This window comes from Oerskovia sp. USHLN155, assembly GCF_037145535.1.
Classification (GTDB): domain Bacteria; phylum Actinomycetota; class Actinomycetes; order Actinomycetales; family Cellulomonadaceae; genus Oerskovia; species Oerskovia rustica.
This window is the reverse complement of sequence record NZ_JBBCXG010000009.1, coordinates 99,009-119,189: the sequence shown is the minus strand read 5'-3', so window position 1 is coordinate 119,189 and position 20,181 is coordinate 99,009. Positions and strand designations below refer to the sequence as shown.

Below are 20,181 nucleotides of genomic sequence, written 5' to 3'. Positions count from 1 at the left end.
ATACAGCGTCCACCATGGAGTACGTGACCGAGACGATCCTGCTCGCGCTCGTGGTGGTGACGGCCCTGGCCTTCGACTTCACGAACGGCTTCCACGACACCGGCAACGCGATGGCCACGTCCATCGCTACACGTGCCCTCAAGCCCAAGACCGCCGTCGCGCTGTCTGCAGTCCTCAACCTGGTCGGGGCGTTCCTGTCCCTGGCCGTGGCGGCGACCATCGCCAAGGGGATCGTGGACGCGAACGTCATCACCCTCGAGGTGGTGCTCGCCGGCCTGGTGGGTGGCATCACCTGGAACCTGCTGACCTGGTTGCTGGGTATCCCGTCGAGCTCGTCGCACGCCCTCATCGGCGGCGTCGTGGGTTCGGTCCTGGCTGCGGTCGGGACGAGCGGGGTCCTGTGGACCGGTGTCCTGTCCAAGGTGATGATCCCCGCCCTGCTCGCTCCCGTGATCGCGATCGGGGTCGCCGCGCTCGGCACCTTCCTGGTCGCTCGCATCACCAAGGACCTGCCGCAGGACACGACGAGCCGCGGGTTCCGCTGGGGCCAGATCGGCTCCGCCTCGCTCGTCTCGCTCGCGCACGGCACCAACGACGCGCAGAAGTCGATGGGCATCATCCTGCTCGCGCTCATCGCGGGCGGCGCCGTCCCGTCCGACTCGGGAGTCCCGTTCTGGGTCGTCCTGTCGTGCGCGTTCTTCATGGCGCTGGGCACGTACCTGGGCGGCTGGCGCGTCATCCGCACGCTCGGCAAGGGCCTCGTCGAGATCGACTCGCGCCAGGGCATGGCCGCCGAGACCTCCTCGGCCGCGGTCATCCTCCTCTCGAGCCACTTCGGCTTCTCGCTGTCGACGACGCACGTCGCGACCGGTTCGATCCTCGGCTCGGGCGTCGGCATGCCGGGTGCGAAGGTCCGCTGGGGCGTCGCGGGCAAGATGCTCGCCGCGTGGGGCCTGACCCTGCCGGCCGCCGGCATCGTCGGCGCGCTGTGCTTCTGGCTGCAGGACGTCATCGGTGGCGTCGGCGGGACCGTCGCGGTCTTCACGATCCTCATCGGCGTCTCGACCGCGATCTGGGTCGCGTCGCGCCGCAAGCCGGTCGACGCGTCGAACGTCAACGACGAGTGGGACGGCGAGGGCGAGACCGCTGTGGTCGACGCCGCCGAGTCCTTCACGGCCGTCGCCGTCGAGGTCACGGCCGAGGCCGAGGCCACGATCGCCGCGACCACGGCCGCGAACGCCGCCGCCCCGAACGCCGCTGCTCCGACCGCCACCGCCCGTGAGGGAGTCCACGCATGAGCGAGTTCATCCACTTCGACGCCCTGCTCCAGGTCGTGGTCGCCGGCGCGATCGTCGGTGCGGGCCTGCCCGCGCTGTTCGCGCTGGGAGTCCGTCTGCTCGCCCCGTCGCAGGGTGCGGCGCTCGCGGTGGAGGGTGCGCCGTCGGGCACGGACTCCGGCCCGACGACGGCGCGCCCCACGGGCCTGCGTCTCACCGCCGCCGTGGTGTGCTTCGGCACGGTGCTGGCCGCGTGCGCGGTGGGCATCTGGTTCCTCGCGTCCGGCGGTCACTGACCTCCCGCACGACCCCCGACAGGAGGCCGCCCCGTCGTTCGACGACGGGGCGGCCTTCGTCGTCCGTGACGAGCCAGGAAGCGTGCGAACAGCGGGTGCGCCCAGGTGGGGGCGCGTTCACCCTGCCCTTCGGGAACCCGCGACGTGATGAGGTGAACACCACATCCGGGCGGTGGTGGTCGAATTACCACGGTCGCCCCACCTTGTCCCGCATTTCGGTGCGCAGAAGTGCGACCGTGTCGCGGGATGTGATCGGGAGCACCCGAAACTCCCGTCATACCGCCGTCGGGGTCTGGTCTTCTGGGTAGTTGGACAACTGTTCCGGTCATCCGAAGGAGCGTCATGAGCACCCCCCACCGGGCTCGTCGAGCGGGTTCCCCGTTCGGCAGGGCCGTCGCCGCCGCCACCGCCGCGGTCCTCGCCCTGACGGGAGCGCTCGCGCTGGGCGCGGGTCCGCTCGCGGCACCTGCGTCCGCCGCGGCCAAGGCGCAGCTCCCGCAGTGCCCGGCGCCGGGTGAGATGCCCAACGTGTCGACCGGCGTCCCGATCTTCACCGACAGCAACGTGGCGGTCTGGGTCGGGGGGAACTACTCGGCGCTCCACAGCGCCGCCGAGTCGGAGGGCGTCCTGGTCGTCGAGGGCGACGCGACGTTCGACGCCCCCGGCAACTTCAGCATCGGCGCCGTCGGGGCGGGGTCGCAGATCGCGCCGCCCGACGGGTCGACCATGCTGCACGTGGGCGGCTCCATGACCGTGGGAGCGGAGACCGGCATCACCGTCGGTTCGACGCAGCCGAACGGCGGCGGGGTGAACGTCGGCGGCACGCTGACGATCGACGGTTCGCTCAGCACCACCGGGTCGGCGTCCAGCGCGCCGGTCCAGCAGGGGATCGGGGCTCCGGCCGCGCTCGCGCCCTGGGCCGACTTCCGCACGGTCGTCGAGGACACCTCGGCCACGATCGCCTCGTGGGGCGGGACGGCCGTGACGCGCTCGGGCAACCAGCTCACCTTCACGGGGTCCGGGACGGACGACCCGCAGGTGTTCACGATCCCCGCGACGATGCTCGACGGGGCCAAGGAGATGTACTTCGTCGGGATCCCCGACAAGGTCTCGATCGCGATCAACGTGACCGGCACGGAGCCCGTCGACATCGCGCCGAACTACTGGTCCGGCAACGGGACGGGGTTCATCAACGACTTCAACACCCCCGGGTTCGGCAACTGGGCCGCGCGCACGCTCTGGAACTTCGTCGAGACCCCTAGCCTGAGCATCGGGCGCGGCGACCAGTTCCTCGGGACCATCCTCGCGCCCGCAGCGGACGCCACGATCTCGACCGCCACGAACGGGCGCGTGATCGTCGGCGGCGACCTGAGCTTCGGCATCGACGGACTCACGACCGGGCTCGAGATGCACAGCTACCCCTGGACCGGGCCCGGCCCGTTCACGTGCCTCTCGGTCGAGCCCGGTGGGTTCACCGTCGCCAAGAGCGTGGTCGGTGACGGCGCGGACCTCGTGCCGGCCGGCACCGAGTTCACCGTCGCGTACTCGTACACCGCGAACGGGACGCCCGTCACGGGCACCCTCACGGTGAAGGCCGACGGCACGGTCGTGGACGGTCCGGCGGGCCTGCCCGCCGGGACCGTCGTGACGCTCTCCGAGCCCGAGCTGCCCGTCGTCCCCGGGGTCGAGTGGGGCACCCCGTCGTTCGCCCCGTCGGACACCGTCACGGTCGGTGCCTCCGGGAAGACCGCCGTGCGGCTCACCAACACCGCGTCGGCGCAGCTCGGCGGGTTCTCGGTCGCCAAGGCGCTCACCGGGCTCGCCGCGGGGCAGGTCCCCGCCAACACAGAGTTCACCGTTGCCTACACCGTGACGGTCGACGGCACGTCGACCCAGGGGACCGTGAAGGTCCTCGCCGACGGCACCGTGGTCGACGGTCCGCAGGACCTGCCTGTCGGCGCGGTCGTGACCTTCACCGAGATCGACCTGCCGACCGTGCCCGGCGTGGTGTGGGGCGCGCCGTCGTTCGACCCCGCCTCCGTCACGGTCGCCGACGGCACGAACCCCCTGGTCACGCTGACCAACTCGGCCGACGCCGCGGTGATCCCCGTCGGTGGCTTCTCGGTCCAGAAGGTCGTCGACAACGCTCCTGCGGGCACGGTGCCCGCGGACACCGCGTTCACGGTGGCCTACTCCTACGAGCTCGACGGCGCACCGCTGTCCGGCACCCTGACCGTGCGCGCAGACGGCGCCGTCGTCGACGGCCCGCAGAACCTCCCGGCCGGCACGGTCGTCACGTTCGGCGAGGTGAGCCTGCCCGACGTCGACGGCGTCGTGTGGGGAGCGCCGGTCTTCAGCCCGGAGAGCCTCGTGGTCGGCGCGAACGAGAACGCCAAGGTCACGCTGACGAACACCGCCGAGGAAGCACGGGCGGGCGGGTTCTCGATGGCCAAGTCCGTCACGGGCGCGGCCGCCGGCAAGGTGCCCGCGGGCACCGAGTTCACCGTTCGCTACGCCTACGACCTGGACGGCGTGCCCACCTCGGGCACGATGAGCGTCACGGCGGACGGGATCGTGGTCGACGGCCCGCAGAACCTCCGAGAGGGCACTGTCGTGACGTTCGAGGAGATCGTGCTCCCCGCGGTCGACGGCGTGGTGTGGGGCGCCCCGGTGTTCAGCCCGGAGAGCCTCGTGGTCGGCGCGAACGAGAAGGCCAAGGTCACGCTGACGAACACGGCGCTCGACGCCCCGGCGGGCGGCTTCTCGCTCGCGAAGGCGGTCACCGGGCTCGCAGCGGACCAGGTGCCCGACGCGACCGAGTTCACCGTGCGGTACTCGTACGACCTGGGTGGCGTCGCGACCACGGGCGACCTGACGGTGAGTGCGGACGGGACCGTCGTCGACGGCCCGCAGAACTTCCCGGTCGGCACGGTCGTGACGTTCGACGAGATCGACCTGCCGTCGGTCGACGGCGTGGTCTGGGGCGCGCCGGTCTTCAGCCCGGCCTCGGTCACGATCGCCGACGGCGAGAACGCCCTGGTGACGGTGACGAACACCGCGAACGCGGTCGTCGTCCCGCTCGGCGGGTTCTCGATGGCCAAGTCCGTCACGGGAGAGGCCGCGGGCCGCGTCCCGGCGGGCACCGAGTTCACCGCGACCTACGAGTACACGGTCGGCAGCGCCACGCTCGGCGGGACCCTGACGCTCCTCGCCGACGGGACCGTCGTCAACGGCCCGCAGAACCTCGTCGCGGGCACCGTGGTGACGTTCACCGAGCTCGCGCCCGCCCACGTGGTCGGCGTCGAGTGGGGCACGCCGGTCTTCAGCCCGGCGAGCGTCACGATCGGCAGCGGCGAGAACACCGCCGTCACGCTCACGAACACGGCCGACCTCGCCGTGGGGACGTTCTCGATCACGAAGGCCGTCACGGGCGAGGCCGCCGACCTGGTCCCGGACGGGACCGAGTTCACCGTGCAGTACTCCTACGAGCAGGACGACCAGACGCAGACCGGCACCCTCGCGGGCCTGACCGACGGCACCCCCGTGCCCTTCCCGGGCAACCTGGTCGAGGGGACCGTCGTGACGCTGGGCGAGATCGCCCTCCCGGACATCGACGGCGTCGTGTGGGGGACCCCGGTCTTCAGCCCCGACGTCGTCACCATCGGCGCGGACCAGACCGTCGAGGTCACCCTGACCAACACGGCGGACGCCGAGCCCGCAGGCGGCTTCTCGATGAGCAAGAGCGTCGTGGGCGAGACGGCCGGCCAGGTCCCGGGAGACACCGAGTTCAACGTGGCCTACTCCTACGACCTGGGTGGCTCACCGGCATCGGGCACGCTCGTCGTGCGCGCTGACGGGACCGTCGTGGACGGTCCGCAGAACCTCCCGGTCGGCACGGTCGTGACGTTCGACGAGATCGACCTGCCGTCGGTCGACGGCGTCGTGTGGGGGGCGCCGGAGTTCAGCCCGGCGAGCGTCACGGTCGCCGACGGCGAGAACACCGCGGTCACCCTGACCAACACGGCGAACGCCGAGCCCGCTGGCGGGTTCTCGCTCAGCAAGGTCGTCGAGGGCTCCGGCGCCTCGGTCGTCCCGGCCGGGACCGAGTTCACGGTCGCCTACTCCTACGAGCTCGACGGTCAGGCCGTGGCGGGGACGGCGACGGTCCGCGCCGACGGCACCGTCGTGAACGGCCCGCAGAACCTCCCGGTCGGCACGGTCGTCACGTTCACCGAGATCGACCTGCCCGCGGTCGCGGGCGTCGTCTGGGGCACCCCGGTGTTCAGCCCGGCCCAGGTCACCATCGCCGACGGCGAGAACGCGGCGGTCACCCTGACCAACACGGCAGACGTCGTGGCCGCCCAGGTCGGCGGGTTCACGATCACCAAGGAGGTCACGGGGACGAATGCGTCGAAGGTCCCCGCGGACACGCAGTTCACGGTCGCGATCTCCGGGACCGTCAACGGCGAGCACACCGAGGGCACTCTGACGGTCCGCGCCGACGGCACCGTCGTGGAGGGCCCGGCGAACCTCCCCGCGGGGACGGTCGTCGACCTCGCGGAGGTCGACCTGCCGAAGGTCGCGGGCGTGCGCTGGGGGAGCCCGGTCTTCACGGTCGACGGCGAGAAGGTCACGTCGGTCACGATCGGCGCGGGCCAGACCGTCGCGGTGACCCTGACCAACACCGCGAACACCGCGGACGGCGGTCTCGCGGCCACGGGAGCCCGCGTCGCGGGCATCGCCGCCGTCGCGCTGCTGCTGGTCGGCGGAGGTGGCGCGCTCCTCGTGGGTGCGCGACGCCGTCGGGCATGAGGTCCTGACCGGACCACCGCCCGAGCGTGCCCCGGAGCGGGCGTGACCTACCCGGTCACGCCCGCTCCGGCGTTCACGCGCCGAGCGCCGTGCGGACCGCAGCGGCGAACGCGTCGACGTCCTCCTCCGACGTGTCCCACGAGCACATCCACCGGGCCTCGACGCGTTCGGCGCCCGTGACGCGGTCGGGAGCGGTGGCCGCCCAGTCGTAGAACGCGAAGTCCGCGCGCAGGGCCTCCGCGACGGCGCGCGGCAGCACCGCGAACACCGCGTTCGCCTGGGTGGGCTGCGTGAATGCCAGGCCCGACGACGCCGCCTGCGTCCCGCCGTCGGGGACCTCTGCCTCGCTCGCCACGGGCGAGAGCGCCGCACGCAGGCGCGCGGCCATCGCGTTGGCGTGCGCCGCGTTGGTGCGCCACAGGTCGTCCTCGAGCAGCGCCGTGAGCTGCGCCGAGACGAAGCGCATCTTGGACGCGAGCTGCATGGTCATCTTGCGCACGAAGTCGACCCCCTGGGCCGCGTCGGGGTCCAGGACCACGACGGCCTCACCGAACAGCAGGCCGTTCTTGGTGCCGCCGAACGACACGACGTCCACTCCGACGTCGGTCGTGGTCGCACGCAGCGACACCCCGAGCGAGGCCGCCGCGTTCGCGAGGCGGGCCCCGTCGAGGTGGACCCGCAGGCCCGCGGCGTGCGCGCGGTCGCTGATCGCGCGGATCTCGTCGGGGGAGTAGACCGTGCCCAGCTCGGTCGCCTGCGTGATCGAGACGACGAGGGGCTGCGCGCGGTGCTGGTCGCCCAGGTCGCCCACGAACCGGTCGATCGCCGCAGGGGGCAGCTTCCCGTCCGGCGACGGGACCGTAAGGAGCTTGATGCCGCCGACACGCTCCGGCGCAGCGTTCTCGTCCTGATGGATGTGCGCGTGCTCCGACGTCACGACCGCGCCCCAGCGCGGCAGCATCGACGTGAGGGCGACGACGTTCGCGCCCGTCCCGTTGAACACCGGGTACGCCGTGGCCGCCTCGCCGAAGTGGTGCCGGACGACCTCCTGGAGACGCCCGGTCCACGGGTCCGCGCCGTAGGACCCGGCGTGCCCCACGTTCGCCGCGGTCAGGGACGCGAGGACCGCGGGGTGGGCGGGGGCGTAGTTGTCGGACGCGAACGAACGCTGGGTCGAAGACACCCGGCCAGGGTAGACCCGGGCCGTCGCCCGCCGAGAGTGACGCACGAGGAACCCGAGGGTGACGCGTCCGCGCCGCCGGGCCCGCGCGACAAGAACCCCCACGAGGCGCACCCTGGAAGTGCGGGGGCGGTCGCCCCTGCACGACGCAGGGGGACGCGGCGGGCGAGCAGCCCGTCCGCCCGGGCATCGCGGCCCGGGGCACGACCGATCACCCGCTCCCACGCCGCCCCCGCCGGCACACGAGGGGGAACACCATGGCAAGCGCACCGCACCCCGACCCGCAGCTGGGTGGACCGTTCGTCCGTCAGGACGTCTGGAAGCTCTACCTGCAGGGACCCGACGGCCAAGCCGTCATCGACGCGTACGCGAAGGCCGTCGCGGTCCTCAAGGCCGGCCCGCCCACGGGAGCCCGGTCCTGGCTGCACCAGACCCAGGTCCACGGCATGAGCCCGGACCCCCACGACGGGCTGCGCAACCAGTGCCAGCACGGCTCCTGGTACTTCCTGCCCTGGCACCGGCTCTACCTGGGCTACTTCGAGGCGATCTGCCGCGACATCATCCGCAACCGGAACGACATCCCTCAGAAGGTCAAGGACACGTGGGCCCTGCCCTACTGGGACTACGACACGGCCACGACCAACACGCTGCCACCGCCCTTCCGGGACCCCATCGGGCCGGACGGCCTCGCCAACCCGCTCTACGAGGTGCAGCGCAAGAGCGGCGTGAACGCCGGGACGGCAGCCCTCGCCGCCACCGAGACCACCGCGAAGGGCTGGTTCCACCAGCCGCTCTTCACGTCGAAGATCCCGAACACGGCCACCTTCGGCGGGCCCACGACCGGGTTCAGTCATCTCCCCGGCACGATCGGCACCCTCGAAGGCACACCGCACGGCACCGTCCACAACTTCGTGGGCGGCAAGATGGGGAACTTCAACACCGCGGCCTCCGACGCCGTCTTCTGGCTGCACCACTCCAACATCGACCGGCTGTGGGAGGTGTGGCGGTCCCACACCGGGCAGGGGCGCGACCCCGCGAAGAGCGTGTTCACCCAGAAGTTCGCGTTCCTCGACCCGTCCGGGGCCCGCAGAGAACCCGAGAGCTGGGAGGTGCTCGACACCAGCGCGTTCGGGTACGTGTACGCGGACATCGGCGTCCCGCCGTCGGCCCGCACGCTGAAGCGTGAGAGGAGGCGGCCCGTGGCCGGTATCGGAGACACAGGGGGCGAGGACGATGCTCGTCGCGAGGAGGAGGTGCGGCGCCTCGAGCAGGTCCCGCCCGAGGCCGTCGCGGTCAACCGTGAACCGGTACGCCTCGCGTCCGGGACGGCGAGCGTCGACATCGCGGTCGGGCCGGGCGCGGCCCGGGACCTGACCGACCGGGCGGCGTCGCCGACCGAGCCGGAGCGGCTGCTGCTCGTGCTCGAGCACATCACGCTGGAGGGCGACAACCAGCCGCCCACCTACGCCGTGTACGTGGGCGACACCGAGGACGACGACGCGCTCGTCGGGAACCTGCCGCTCTTCGGAGTCCGCGAGTCGCAGGAGGCCGACGCCGAGCACGGGCTGTCGTACGTCTTCGACATCACCGACGTCCCGGCCGTCCTCGGCGAGAGAGGAGCCTGGGACCCCGGTCACCTGCACCTGACCTTCCACCCCCTCGTCCACGACGAGCAGGAGGCGTTGGCGGCGCCCGAGGTCGTCGTGCGGACCGTCCGCCTCATGGTCCAGTGACCGTCGCGGCCGGGCGTCCTCCGCGCCCGGCCGCCGTGCGCCCGGCAGCCCACGGGCTGCGCGTCCGCGGGGCGGCTGGCCACGGGCGGGGCGTCCGGGCGGCGGGCACCGAGGCGCGACGGTTCCTCGGTCGTCATCCCGAGTGGCCGTTCCTGCTGGCGGCGGCCGCCGCGTGGGTGGCGCTCCTCGGTTCCTGGTCGCCCACGTCGGGCTCCGGCGCCAGCGGACCGGGACCCGCGGCGGGGCACCACGCGCTCCAGGGAGCGGGCGCCGGGTGGTCCTCCGCGTGGCTCGACCCGGCGGCACCCGCGACGGGCTGGGCCGACGGCATCCACGGGTTCGTGCCCGGAGCGGCGGCGGACTGGGGGCACTGGGGGCTCATGGTCGTCGCGATGATGCTGCCCGGGCTGGTCCCGTCCGTGCGGCACGCGGCGTTCGCCTCGCCGCGCAGGCGACGGCACCGGACCACGGCGACGTTCGTCGCCGCCTACCTCGCGCTGTGGATGGTCGTGGGACTCGGGGTGACGTTCGTCGTCGGCCTGCTGCGTCCCGGGGTCATGGCCGCCGCCGCGGTCCTCGTCGCGGCGTCGGCGTGGCAGCTGACCCCCGTCGTCCGGCGAGCCCTGGCCCGGTGCCATCGCTCGGTCCCGCTGGGCGTCGAGGGCCGGCCGGCCGACGTCGCGGCCCTGCGGTTCGGCTGGTTCCACGCCCGCGCGTGCGTGCTCACGTGTGCACCGTTCATGGTGGCGTTGACCTTCGCGGGGCACCCGCTCTGGCTCACGCTCGGGATCGCGACCGTGACGTGCCTCCAGAAGCTCGGCACCGACGCCGAACGCTGGGTGCATCCTGTGGCCGTCCTCGGGGTGCTGTCGGCCGTGGTCCTGGTCGGGACGAGCTGAGTGCGACGCGCCCACCCGCCGAGGGTGACGGCGCGGAGAGCGGTCACCCTCGGTGGGCAGGGACGTCACCGTCGACGTAGTACCAGCGTCCGCCCTCCCGGACGAACGCGCTGACCTCGTGCAGCGACCCGCGCTCGCGGGTCTCCGCGGACCGGTAGTGGGCGACGAACTCCACCACGCCCGTCCGGTCGAGCGGGCCGCCCGCGCTCGTCGCGACGACGTCCAGACGGCGCCACGTCACGTCGTCGTCGAGGTCCAGGTCCGTGGGGCGCGTCGAGGGGTGCCAGGTCGCGAGCAGGTAGTCGGCGTCACCGACTGCGAACGCCGCGTAGCGCGAACGCATCAAGGCCTCGGCCGTCGGAGCCCCCACCGTGTCGGAGCCGCCCGCAGCGAGCCCGCGGTGGTACCGCCCGCAGCACGCCCCGTACGTCTCTCCGGACAGGCAGGGGCAGCGGGCGTCGTCGGGCAGGGGAGAGGTCGCGGTCACCCGACCATCCTTCCGTAGGGTGTGAGCCGTGCGCCTCCTCCGCTGGACCTTCGCCGTCTACCTTGCCGCCGTGCTGGTCGTGACGTGCTGGCCGTCCCCGCAGTCGACGGCCGCGCCCGGGTGGGCGCTCGCCGTCCTGGACGCGTTCCGGTCGGCGGGGGTGGCGATGTCGTACGAGTTCCTCGAGGCGGCCTCGAACGTGGTGATGTTCCTGCCGTTCGGCGTGCTGGGGCTGCTCGTGCTGTCCGGGGCTCGTCCCGCGGTGCCGCTCGGGCGGGCGGTGGGGTTCGTGGTCCTGGCGGGGTTCGCCGTGTCGCTCGCGGTCGAGCTGTCGCAGCTCGTGATCCCGGGCAGGTACTCGACCGTGCAGGACGTCGTGATGAACACCACGGGGGCGCTCGTGGGCGCGGCAGCCGTGGCGGGAATTCTGGGCGCCCGACGCCCGTTGACCCGAAGATAGTGTCGTGAAGACACTAAAATTCTCGCATCGTCACCCGGAGGTCCCCATGTCCACCCCCCACGTCACCGGCGCACCCCTCGACGGCTCGCCCTTCCAGGGCAAGGTCGCCCTCGTCACGGCCTCCGGTGCAGGCATCGGGGAGGCGGTCGCGAAGCGGCTGGCCTCCCAGGGGGCGGCCGTCGTCGTCTCCGACGTCGACGACGACGCCGGTGCGCGGGTCGTCGCCGACATCGAGGCCGCGGGCGGGCGTGCGGCCTACCGCCGCGCGAACGTCGCCGACCCTGCAGACGTGAGCGCGCTCGTGGCGTTCGCCGTCGAGACCTTCGGCGGGCTGCACCTCGCGGTCAACAACGCAGGCGTGGGCACCCGGCCCTTCCGTCTCGACGAGATGCCCGAGGACGGCTGGGACCGCACGCTCGACGTGACTCTGCGCGGGACGTTCCTGTCGATGAAGGCCGAGATCGCCCACATGATCGGCCACGGCGGCGGCAGCATCGTCAACATCGCGTCGATCGCGGGCCTCAAGGCGTCGCCCGGACTCGCGCCGTACTCGGCCGCGAAGGCAGGTGTCGTGTCCCTCACGTACGGCACGGCGATCGAGTACGTGACCGACGGCATCCGCATCAACGCCGTCGCACCGGGCGCGATCGAGACGGCCGCGCTCGCGTCGCTGCCCGAGGAGGCCCGCGCCGGGTACGCGGCCGACGTCCCGATGAAGCGCCTCGGCCAGCCGTCCGAGATCGCGGACGCCGTCGCGTTCCTGCTGTCCGACCAGGCCAGCTTCATCACCGGTGTGGTCCTGCCGGTCGACGGCGGCACCCGGGTCGCGTGACCGACGCACCGCAGCACGGGGCGGGGCCGGGCGACGGCCCCGCCCGGGCGGCCACCCCGACGGGCGACCCGCGCGTGCCCGGGTACCGGTCCGACCTGCTCGACTCCCTGGTCCGGGTCATGGGCCTGTGGACGAGCGGTGACTTCCTCGCGGCCGTCGCGGCGCGCGAGGGGATCGACCTGGACACTCCGGCGATCGTGGTGCTCACGGTCGTGTGGCGGCAGGGCCCACGGCGGCCCTCGGCCATCGCCGAGCACCTGTCCACGGGGCCGTCGAACGTCAGCAAGATCCTGCGCCGCCTCGACGCCGCAGGGCTCACCGAGCGTCGCGAGGACCCCGACGACGCCCGGGCCTCGCGCGTCCACCTCACCGAGGCGGGTGCCAGCGTCGCCAGGACGTTCGTCGCCGCGGGCGACGCGCTCGTCGACGAGCTGCTCGACGGCTGGTCCGCGCAGGACCGCCTGGCCTTCACCGAGCTCATGCGGCGCTTCGAAGGGGCGAGCGAGGCCTTCCTCGACCGGGGCTGACGCGCCCACCGGCGCCCGCTACGCCCACAGCAGGCGCCACCAGGTCTCGCCCGGTGCGTCCGCGCGGTGGATCCGGTGGATGCGGTGCGGCGCGTTGAGGGCGTCGTCGAGGCCCAGCTCGTCGACCACGTAGGCCCACAGGAGCTCGCACTCGCAGTCCGGGACGTGCTGCTCGGTCACGAGCAGGTCTGCCTCGAAGCGGAGGATCGCGCCTTCGGCGACCAGGCGCTCGTCGCAGCGTCCCGGTCCGACCACGAACCCGTGGAGCGTCACGTCGTCCGGGTGCTGGGCGGCGGCCCGGAGCAGGCTCGCCAGCGGCGGCGAGCCGTTCGACCGGTGGGCGAGCCGGGTCGGGGCGAGCCGTGCGAGGAGGGCCTCGGCCAGGGGCCCGTCGAGGTTCGCGAAGAACGTCGGTTCGAGCGGGTCGTCGTCGGGGTGCAGGACCGGCTCCAGCAGCTCGGGCACGGCGTCGTCGAGGAGCCAGCCGTGGGTGTGCGGTCCGTGGACGTGGTGGAAGCCGTCGGGGCCGTTGGCCTCGGCGGCCTGGCGTTGCCAGAGCGCCCGGAGGGTGGGCAGGCCCAGGGGGGAGACCGGGTGCCGGTTCGTCGCGCGTCGTCGGGGGTGGGAAGGGCGGTTGCCGTGGCTCATGCCGGTAGGGTGCCGCGCCTGCGGGGACGCCCGGCGAGGCGGGACGACCCTCTGTGGACGAGGACGTCGGAACCTGACCTGTGGACGACGCCGGAGACCTGGGCGTCCCGCGACCCGATGGGCACTTCTCCCCTCGGACCGGTCCGCGTCGTCGGATAGCGTGCTGCCCTGACCGACGAGATCGCCAGGAGGAGAGCATGAGCGAGGGACTGCAGGGGGCGGATGTCGATGGTCTGCGTCGGCTGGCGGGGGACCAGGTCGAGGCGCTCGTCACACTGCGAAGGGGTCGGTCGTGAACGGCCCGCAGGTGGGAGGGGGAGGCGAGGAGCCGAAGCGGCTCGACGCGAAGAAGCTCGCAGCTCTCCGCCGGTTCGCCGGTGCCGTCGTCGTAGTGATCGTCGTGAACTTCGTGATCGCCGGGGCGGTGGCGATCTTCGGCGGGGACAGCGACCAGGATCCTGTGGGGCGCTGGGTGGGTGTCGGGTTCCTGCTGTGCCTCAACGTGTTCCTCGTGGGGGTGCAGGTCAGGATTCGACGGTCGGACGCCTGGAGGCTCGCGACGTCCGACCGCGACGCCCGGCAGGGCTGAGCCCGACGCGAGAGGATGCGTCCATGACCACGATCCTCGTGACCGGCGGCACCGGCACGCTCGGCGCCCCCACCGTGACGCTCCTGCGCGCCGCGGGGCACGACGTCCGCGTGCTCAGCCGGTCCGCCAGGCCCGGCCCGGCCTTCGTGGCCGGGGACCTCACCACGGGCGAGGGCCTGCGGGAGGCGTTCGACGGTGCGGAGACCGTCCTGCACCTCGCGACCCGCGGCCCCCGGGCCGACGTCGAGATGGGCCGCCATGTCGTGGCTGCGGCCCGCGACGCCGGGGTGGGCCACGTCGTGTTCCAGTCGATCGTGGGCGTCGACCAGATCCCGCTCGGCTACTACACGGCGAAGGTCGAGGTCGAGGACCTGCTGGCCGCGTCCGGCCTCCCGCACACGATCCTGCGGGCCACGCAGTTCCACGAGTTCGTCGACAACCTCTTCATCGCGCAGCGCTTCTCGCCCGTGCTGCTCACGCCGGCGCTCGAGGTCCAGCCGATCGCGGTGCCCGACGTCGCCGCGCGTCTCGTGGAGATCGTCGCCGCCGGGCCGTCGGGCCGGGTCGTGGACGTCGGCGGGCCCGAGCGCATCACGGGCCGCGAGGCCGCGCGCGCCTGGCTGCGGGCGACGGGCAGCCGGCGCGGGGTCGCCCAGGTGCGGTTGCCGGGACGGACCTTCGCCGCGTACGCGGCAGGCCACCACATGGTGCCGGGCGAGCCCTCCGGGACGGGGACGTACGGGCAGCACCTGGTCGAGCGGTACGGGCGTTCCCGCTAGCGGCTCCCCCGGTTGCCGGGGCCCGGTCCGCGCGTGATCGTGGGGAGCATGACCCGAGCCCGTGGTGCCTCGCGATCCTCGTTCGACGTCCTCGCCCGGTCGCTCGCGATCGGTGTCGCGGCGGGCAGCCGTGCGTCGCTCGGCCTGGCCCCTCCGCTGCTCACGTCGTCGCTGTCCGGGCCGTGGGCTGTGGTCGCCAAGGTAGTCAGTGCGCTGGGGGTCGCGGCCGAGCTCACGGGCGACAAGCTGCCGAGCGCGGGTTCGCGGCTCGAGCAGCCCGGTCCGCCGATCCGCATGGTCTCGGGGGCGGTGGGCGCGCTCGTGCTCGCGCGCCGCGCCGAGGCCGGGGTCCTCTTCCCGCTGCTCCTCGGGGCGGCCGGTGGCGCTGCGGGTACCTGGGGCGGCGCCGCGTGGCGCGCGGCCGCGGTCGGCAGGCGCCCCGACTGGCAGGCTGCGGTCGTCGAGGACGCGGTCGCGCTCTCGCTCGCGGTGTTCGCGACGCGCCCCTGAGGCGCCCCCGCCCCAGCAACGTCCCCGGACGACCGCCGCCCGACGGCGCCGCCCACCTCCGGGGCGAGCTCCGCCGTCGTGCCGCGGGCCTCAGCAGGTCAGGGCGTCGCCCGTCGTGGTGCCCAGGAACTCGGCGTAGCGGCGGAACAGCGCGACCCGGTTCGCGACCTGGCGCGGGTTGCCGCCGTCGCACTCGAGCGGGCCGTTGATCGCGCGGATCGTCTCGCGGAAGCCGTGCTCCCCGACGATCGCCTCGTGGCACGTCATGGTGCCCTCGCCGGGCTGCGTGTTCCAGTACCAGAGCGCGGTCTTCCAGGCGACGGTCGGGTCCGTCTCGACGAGGAACGGGTTGTTCAGCAGGTCGATGCCCAGGGCGTCGCCCGCGGCCTTGTAGTTGAAGTTCCAGGAGAGCTGGATGGGGCCCTTGCCGTAGTAGGCGTCCTGTCCCGCGGGGCACCCGTACGGCTGCGACGGGTCGCAGTAGTGCGAGTACACGGCCGTGTTGAGCTCGCTCACGTGGAGCAGGCCCGTGCTCTCGTGGCTCACGTTCGCGAGGAACGCCGCGGCCTCGCGGGCAGCGATCTCGGGACCGCCCGACGTCGCGAACTCCGGGTACGCCTCGGTCGCGGCGACCAGGCCCGCGTACGTGTAGAACGGGTTGCGGTCCGGGAACATCTCCTCGAACTGCGCCTCGGTCACCACGAAGCCCGTCGTGATGCCGCTCGTCGAACCTGTCTCAGCCATGAGCCACCCTCTCGTCACTGTCCCCGGCGGAACGTCGTCCGACGACTCGTCGGTGACTCGTCGGTACCCCGCCTGCGTTCAGCGGTCACCCTAGGGGACGAGCGAGCGCTCCTCGGCATCGGTGTGCAGTGCGCTCCGGGAGCCTTCCTCGACGTCCGGCTCGGGGCGGTCGCCCGGGTCGGGGGAGTCCTCGGGGGAGACGTCCGTGTGCGCTGCACCGCCTGTTCTGGCGTACACGAGGACGGCGACCAGACCCGCGACCCAGCCGGTCACGAGCGGCCAGAAGAGGCTCGCCTGCACGACGGGCAGCACCATGTTCATGGTGGCCGAGTGCAGCCCGAACGCGGTGTACGTCGTGAACGACCGGGTCGCCGCGGGGACCGTCGCGGCGGCGACGGCGGCGAACCAGACCGCGAGCACCAGGGTCCAGCGCCCCGCGCTCGGCGGGAGCCGTCGGGTCGCGAGCCACGTCCCGCCCGCGACGAGGAGGCCCACGACCAGGGCGAGGGCCACCTCCATGCCCTGGACCGGTCGTCCTTGCGGCGCGAAGCGGAAGATCATCGCCCCCGTGGCCACCTCCGCGACGAGGTCGATCGGGCCCCGGGCGCTGCGGTGCCACACGAGCCACGAGCTGCCGGCCCCGAGCACGACCCACACGAGCGCGGCCGTCAGCCCGGCGGTGAGCACGGTCGGCCAGGCGCGGGCCCGCAGCGGCTTGCGCGCCCTGCGCGTCGCGGGGAGCGCCTCCTCGGCGGAACGGTTCGTCAGGGCGAGGGCCCCGACGAGCGCGATCCCGACGAGCCAGCCGTTGACGAGCCCCCACCAGCCGCCGTCGAACGACGCGGAGAGGAGATGGAACGCCGGGTTCAGGGGGGCGGGGAAGGAGATGTCCGCGACCGTGTCCGCGACGGACCCCGCGGTGCCGCCGGCCACGACCCCGAGCCACGTCCCGAGGAAGACGCCCCACGTGCCGGTGCGTCGAGGCAGGCGTCGCGTCGCGAGGTACGCCACGACCATGACGACCAGCCCTGCGAGGAGCGCCGCGAGGATCGTCTGACCCGTGATCGCCGAACCGCCCGGGACCGTGCCGTTCGGGTGGGGGAGGAACGTGCGGACGAGCGCGCTGTGGACCCGGTACGTGAAGTTCGCGTGGACCCAGTCGCTCAGGACCGCCGTCCCGACCCACAGGATCGAGGTGACCAGCCCGGCGACGAGCACGGCGGGGTCCCTGCGTGACGTCATCGGCATGCCCGCGAGGGTAGCGCACACGCATGAGGAGCCCGGGCCCGGAGAGGAGAGCCCGCGGCCCGGTCCTGCCCGACGTCGGAGCGCGCCCTCGCGCGGAAGGTGGGCTCCGTCGTCGGGCCCGGAACCGCCCGGCGGTTGACACCCTCCGAGGCCGCGTGCAAGAGTGCCTCTCAATCCGGAAACGTTTCCAGAGTCTTTCGCACCGCTGCGTTGGAAACGTTTCCAAATCGAGATCTTCCGCACCACCTTCGACGGAGAGGGCAGGAACCGATGGCACCACGTGCAACGTTGAACGAGGTCGCCGAGCGCGCAGGGGTGTCGCTCGCCTCGACCTCCCGAGCGCTGCACGGCTCCGGCGCCAGCAAGGCCATGGTCGAGCGCGTGCGCGCCGCCGCCGACGAGCTCGGATACAGCCCCGACGCCGTCGGACGCTCGCTGCGCATGCGCCGCACGTTCCAGATCGCCTTCGCGGTCGCCGACATCGGCAACCAGGTCTACGTCGAGATGATGTCCGCGATCCACGCGGTCATCGCGCCCTACGGCTACCGGGTCGTCGTGACGACCACGGGCGACACGGCGGAGTCCACCACGGACCTCGTGCGCAGCCTCGCGAACGGCATGGTCGACGGGATCGTCCTCAGCCCCCTGCGCATGAGCGAAGAGCTCGTCCGCGCGATCCACGAGTCCGCGGTGCCGGTCGTCGTGATCGGTCGTTCGCTCGGCGCCCACGGCATCGACTCGGTGTCGACCGACTCCGCGGGCGGGATCGGCCAGGCCGTGACCCACCTGCTCGACATCGGCCGCCGCCGCATCGCGTTCCTCAACGGCCCCCTCGACACGACCCCCGGTGAGGCACGCCAGCGCGGCTTCGACGCCGCCGTCGCCGCTCCAGGGTTCGCCGCCGAGCACGTCGACGTCGAGATCGCCGAGGACTTCACGGTCGCCGCCGGTCTCGCCGCCGCGCGCACGCTCATCGAGCGCAACGCCGCTGCCGGCGGCCTCGACGCGATCGTCGCGGCCAACGACCTGCTCGCGATCGGCGCGATGCACGCGGCGCGCCAGAGCGGCCTCGACGTCCCCACCGACCTCGCCGTGACCGGCATGGACGACACCGAGATCGGCCGCGTCTTCTACCCGAGCCTCACGAGCGTCTCCCTGGGATCCGCCGAACGTGGTCGGCGGGCCGCCCAGCTCCTGCTCGGACTGGTCGAGGGCAGCGACCAGGAGACCCGGCACGTGGACGTGGGACCGACCCTCCTCGTCCGCGAATCCACCCGACCGACCGACGTACTCGACGGAGAGAAGTCATGACAGCCCCCACCGTGGAGGCCGGCCCCCGACCGACCGCCCCCGCACCCCAGCGGCCGAAGCCGCGCCGGACCGGAGGGATGGCCCGCTCGAAGCGGCGCGAGGCCATCGCCCTCGTCATCCCGTCGCTGCTCCCGATCCTCGTCCTGAGCGTCGCGCCCCTCCTCGTCGGCGTGGGCCTCGCGTTCACCGACGCCCGCCTGGTCCGCAACCCCGAGTACGCGTTCGTCGGGATGGACAACTTCGTCCGTCTGGCCGACAACTCGTTCTTCTGGGACTCGTTCCGGATCGGCATGATCTGGGCCGTCTCCGTGACGCTGCTCCAGCTCGTCGCGGCCATGGGCCTCGCGCTCCTGCTCAACTCCGACCTCAAGCTCCAGGGCCTGACCCGGGTGCTCGCGCTCATCCCGTGGGCCATGCCACCCGTGGTCGTCGCGATCATGTGGCGGATGATCTACTCGCCCAACGCCGGGCCGCTCAACGCGTTCCTCGGCAGCGTGGGCCTGCCCGACGACATCAACTGGCTCGCGGACTTCTCGACCGCGCTGCCGGCCGTGATCGTCGTGGGCATCTGGGTCGGCATGCCGCAGACCACCGTGACGCTGCTCGCCGGGCTCCAGCAGATCCCCGACGAGCTCCACGAGGCCGCGGCGATCGACGGCGCGAACGCGTGGCGCCGGTTCACCGCGGTCACGCTCCCGAGCCTGCGGCCCATCATCACGTCGATCACCTCGCTCAACTTCATCTGGAACTTCAACTCGTTCTCCCTGGTCTACGTGCTGACGGAGGGCGGACCGGGCGGCCGCACCATGCTGCCGATGCTCTACACGTACCTCGAGGCGTTCAAGAACAGGAACATCGGCTACGCGGCCGCCATGGGCGTCGTGCTCGTGGTCGTCGTCGTCCTCCTGCTCGCGATCTACCTGTGGTCCCAGTTCCGCCAAGACCGCGACAGCACGGGGAAGTGATCTGATGCGTCATCTCGTCCGGCCAGCCCAGTACGTGGCGCTGTGCTTCTACATCGTCTTCCTCGGCTTCCCGCTGCTGTGGCTCATCTCGGCGTCGCTCAAGTCGTCGGGGGAGCTCAACTCGCTCACCGTGAGCCTGATCCCGCAGGACGTCGAGTGGGGCAACTACTCGGCCGCGCTCGAACGCCAGGGCCTCGTGCGCTCGGCGTGGAACTCCGCGATCGTCGCGCTCGTCTCGACCGCGCTCGTGCTCCTCATCGCGCTGCCCGGCGCGTACGTCCTGGCCCGGCTCAAGGGCCTGGTCCGCGGCATGGGCGTCGGGTGGATCCTGGTCAGCCAGGTCTTCCCGGTCATCCTCATCATCCTGCCGCTGTTCCTCATCCTGCGGACCATCGGCCTGACCGACAGCCTGGTCGGCCTGACCCTGGTGCACACGACGTACACGCTGCCGTTCGCGCTGTGGATGCTGCAGGGCTACGTGAGCTCGATCCCGATCGAGCTCGAGGAGGCGGGCTCGATGGACGGCGCGAGCCGCCTGACGGTGCTCCGCCAGATCGTCTTCCCGCTCCTCATGCCGGGCGTCGTCGCGACCGCGATGTTCAGCTTCGTGTCGTCGTGGAACGAGTTCTTCTTCGCGCTCGTCCTCCTCCAGTCGCCCGAGAACTACACGCTGCCGATCACTCTCAAGATGTTCATCGGCGGCGAGGGCAAGGTCGCCCTCGGCCCGCTCGCGGCGGGCGCCGTGCTGGCCGCGATCCCCAGCATCGTCTTCTTCTCGATCATGCAGAAAAGGCTCACCGGCGGACTCCTGTCCGGTGCCGTCAAGGGGTGAGCGCAGTGCGCACCCGCCTCGACGGAACCCGTCCCACCCACCCCACCCGCAC

At 72.5% G+C, this 20,181-nt stretch carries 19 protein-coding genes; 14 read left to right on the top strand and 5 right to left on the bottom strand.

The genetic code is table 11. The annotated features are described in order from the left end of the window. Positions 1–14: 14 nt before the first annotated feature. From WFH32_RS14295 to WFH32_RS14285, 3 genes are all read left to right on the top strand, one after another. Positions 15–1,298, top strand: a complete 1,284-nt coding sequence (locus tag WFH32_RS14295; RefSeq protein ID WP_336708005.1) for an inorganic phosphate transporter — start codon at positions 15–17, stop codon at positions 1,296–1,298. Next, positions 1,295–1,573: a hypothetical protein gene (locus tag WFH32_RS14290; protein ID WP_191794508.1), complete on the top strand. Its 279-nt coding sequence runs from the start codon at positions 1,295–1,297 to the stop codon at positions 1,571–1,573. The genes WFH32_RS14295 and WFH32_RS14290 overlap by 4 nt, the downstream gene beginning before the upstream one ends. A 342-nt stretch (positions 1,574–1,915) precedes the next feature. Continuing rightward, positions 1,916–6,385 carry a DUF5979 domain-containing protein gene (locus WFH32_RS14285; RefSeq protein ID WP_336708003.1) on the top strand — a complete coding sequence of 1,490 codons (4,470 nt, stop codon included), beginning with the start codon at positions 1,916–1,918 and terminating at the stop codon, positions 6,383–6,385. A 73-nt stretch (positions 6,386–6,458) separates the two neighbouring features. On the opposite strand, the gene WFH32_RS14280 is transcribed toward WFH32_RS14285, so the two are convergent. Then, the gene (locus WFH32_RS14280) at positions 6,459–7,568 is read right to left on the bottom strand and encodes a threonine aldolase family protein (RefSeq protein WP_336708001.1); all 1,110 of its coding nucleotides are present in this window, start codon (positions 7,566–7,568) and stop codon (positions 6,459–6,461) included. 254 nt (positions 7,569–7,822) lie between these two features. Here WFH32_RS14280 and WFH32_RS14275 point away from each other — a divergent pair, with 254 nt between their 5' ends. Further along, positions 7,823–9,298, top strand: a complete 1,476-nt coding sequence (locus WFH32_RS14275; RefSeq protein ID WP_336707999.1) for a tyrosinase family protein — start codon at positions 7,823–7,825, stop codon at positions 9,296–9,298. Further along, positions 9,295–10,197: a copper chaperone gene (locus tag WFH32_RS14270; RefSeq protein WP_336707997.1), complete on the top strand. Its 903-nt coding sequence runs from the start codon at positions 9,295–9,297 to the stop codon at positions 10,195–10,197. Before WFH32_RS14275 ends, WFH32_RS14270 begins: the two co-directional genes overlap by 4 nt. A gap of 43 nt (positions 10,198–10,240) precedes the next feature. Here WFH32_RS14270 and WFH32_RS14265 read toward each other — a convergent pair whose 3' ends face one another. Further along, positions 10,241–10,684, bottom strand: coding sequence for a YchJ family protein (locus WFH32_RS14265; RefSeq protein ID WP_318243950.1), 444 nt, complete (start codon positions 10,682–10,684; stop codon positions 10,241–10,243). Positions 10,685–10,712: 28 nt separating this feature from the next. Between WFH32_RS14265 and WFH32_RS14260 the strand changes: the two genes are divergently transcribed. The 3 genes from WFH32_RS14260 to WFH32_RS14250 are packed head-to-tail and all read left to right on the top strand — an operon-like array spanning position 10,713 to position 12,503. Next, positions 10,713–11,144: a VanZ family protein gene (locus WFH32_RS14260; protein WP_336707995.1), complete on the top strand. Its 432-nt coding sequence runs from the start codon at positions 10,713–10,715 to the stop codon at positions 11,142–11,144. A gap of 46 nt (positions 11,145–11,190) precedes the next feature. Next, a complete protein-coding gene (locus WFH32_RS14255) occupies positions 11,191–11,976 on the top strand; it encodes an SDR family NAD(P)-dependent oxidoreductase (protein ID WP_191794502.1) in 786 nt (261 codons plus the stop codon). Continuing rightward, on the top strand, positions 11,973–12,503 hold the full coding sequence (locus WFH32_RS14250) for a MarR family winged helix-turn-helix transcriptional regulator (protein ID WP_191794501.1): 531 nt from the start codon (positions 11,973–11,975) through the stop codon (positions 12,501–12,503). Before WFH32_RS14255 ends, WFH32_RS14250 begins: the two co-directional genes overlap by 4 nt. 18 nt (positions 12,504–12,521) lie before the next feature. On the opposite strand, the gene WFH32_RS14245 is transcribed toward WFH32_RS14250, so the two are convergent. Beyond that, positions 12,522–13,151, bottom strand: a complete 630-nt coding sequence (locus WFH32_RS14245) for a hypothetical protein (protein WP_336707991.1) — start codon at positions 13,149–13,151, stop codon at positions 12,522–12,524. 292 nt (positions 13,152–13,443) lie between these two features. Between WFH32_RS14245 and WFH32_RS14240 the strand changes: the two genes are divergently transcribed. The 3 genes from WFH32_RS14240 to WFH32_RS14230 are packed head-to-tail and all read left to right on the top strand — an operon-like array spanning position 13,444 to position 15,029. Further along, entirely contained in the window at positions 13,444–13,740 is a 297-nt protein-coding gene (locus WFH32_RS14240) for a hypothetical protein (RefSeq protein WP_191794499.1), read from the top strand. Positions 13,741–13,763: 23 nt separating this feature from the next. Then, positions 13,764–14,519 carry an SDR family oxidoreductase gene (locus WFH32_RS14235; RefSeq protein ID WP_336707989.1) on the top strand — a complete coding sequence of 252 codons (756 nt, stop codon included), beginning with the start codon at positions 13,764–13,766 and terminating at the stop codon, positions 14,517–14,519. Positions 14,520–14,567: 48 nt separating this feature from the next. After that, on the top strand, positions 14,568–15,029 hold the full coding sequence (locus WFH32_RS14230; RefSeq protein ID WP_336707987.1) for a hypothetical protein: 462 nt from the start codon (positions 14,568–14,570) through the stop codon (positions 15,027–15,029). 90 nt (positions 15,030–15,119) lie between these two features. On the opposite strand, the gene WFH32_RS14225 is transcribed toward WFH32_RS14230, so the two are convergent. Then, a complete protein-coding gene (locus WFH32_RS14225; protein ID WP_191794491.1) occupies positions 15,120–15,773 on the bottom strand; it encodes a chitinase in 654 nt (217 codons plus the stop codon). A 90-nt stretch (positions 15,774–15,863) separates the two neighbouring features. Next, positions 15,864–17,021, bottom strand: a complete 1,158-nt coding sequence (locus WFH32_RS14220) for a hypothetical protein (RefSeq protein WP_336707985.1) — start codon at positions 17,019–17,021, stop codon at positions 15,864–15,866. A gap of 270 nt (positions 17,022–17,291) precedes the next feature. Here WFH32_RS14220 and WFH32_RS14215 point away from each other — a divergent pair, with 270 nt between their 5' ends. The 3 genes from WFH32_RS14215 to WFH32_RS14205 are packed head-to-tail and all read left to right on the top strand — an operon-like array spanning position 17,292 to position 20,129. Next, on the top strand, positions 17,292–18,332 hold the full coding sequence (locus WFH32_RS14215) for a LacI family DNA-binding transcriptional regulator (protein ID WP_191794489.1): 1,041 nt from the start codon (positions 17,292–17,294) through the stop codon (positions 18,330–18,332). Then, positions 18,329–19,297, top strand: a complete 969-nt coding sequence (locus WFH32_RS14210) for a carbohydrate ABC transporter permease (protein ID WP_191794488.1) — start codon at positions 18,329–18,331, stop codon at positions 19,295–19,297. Before WFH32_RS14215 ends, WFH32_RS14210 begins: the two co-directional genes overlap by 4 nt. A 4-nt stretch (positions 19,298–19,301) precedes the next feature. Continuing rightward, positions 19,302–20,129 (top strand): carbohydrate ABC transporter permease, encoded by an 828-nt coding sequence (locus WFH32_RS14205; RefSeq protein WP_030151257.1) that lies wholly within the window; start codon positions 19,302–19,304, stop codon positions 20,127–20,129. Positions 20,130–20,181: the final 52 nt, after the last annotated feature.

Excerpts from the sequence above, each read along its gene's own strand:
- WFH32_RS14230 (WP_336707987.1), top strand. The coding sequence starts at position 14,568 with ATGACCCGAGCCCGTGGTGCCTCGCGATCCTCGTTCGACGTCCTCGCC.
- WFH32_RS14255 (WP_191794502.1), top strand. The coding sequence starts at position 11,191 with ATGTCCACCCCCCACGTCACCGGCGCACCCCTCGACGGCTCGCCCTTC.
- WFH32_RS14220 (WP_336707985.1), bottom strand. The coding sequence starts at position 17,021 with ATGCCGATGACGTCACGCAGGGACCCCGCCGTGCTCGTCGCCGGGCTG.
- WFH32_RS14290 (WP_191794508.1), top strand. The coding sequence starts at position 1,295 with ATGAGCGAGTTCATCCACTTCGACGCCCTGCTCCAGGTCGTGGTCGCC.
- WFH32_RS14215 (WP_191794489.1), top strand. The coding sequence starts at position 17,292 with ATGGCACCACGTGCAACGTTGAACGAGGTCGCCGAGCGCGCAGGGGTG.
- WFH32_RS14295 (WP_336708005.1), top strand. The coding sequence starts at position 15 with ATGGAGTACGTGACCGAGACGATCCTGCTCGCGCTCGTGGTGGTGACG.
- WFH32_RS14245 (WP_336707991.1), bottom strand. The coding sequence starts at position 13,151 with ATGAGCCACGGCAACCGCCCTTCCCACCCCCGACGACGCGCGACGAAC.
- WFH32_RS14275 (WP_336707999.1), top strand. The coding sequence starts at position 7,823 with ATGGCAAGCGCACCGCACCCCGACCCGCAGCTGGGTGGACCGTTCGTC.
- WFH32_RS14225 (WP_191794491.1), bottom strand. The coding sequence starts at position 15,773 with ATGGCTGAGACAGGTTCGACGAGCGGCATCACGACGGGCTTCGTGGTG.
- WFH32_RS14285 (WP_336708003.1), top strand. The coding sequence starts at position 1,916 with ATGAGCACCCCCCACCGGGCTCGTCGAGCGGGTTCCCCGTTCGGCAGG.
- WFH32_RS14235 (WP_336707989.1), top strand. The coding sequence starts at position 13,764 with ATGACCACGATCCTCGTGACCGGCGGCACCGGCACGCTCGGCGCCCCC.
- WFH32_RS14210 (WP_191794488.1), top strand. The coding sequence starts at position 18,329 with ATGACAGCCCCCACCGTGGAGGCCGGCCCCCGACCGACCGCCCCCGCA.
- WFH32_RS14205 (WP_030151257.1), top strand. The coding sequence starts at position 19,302 with ATGCGTCATCTCGTCCGGCCAGCCCAGTACGTGGCGCTGTGCTTCTAC.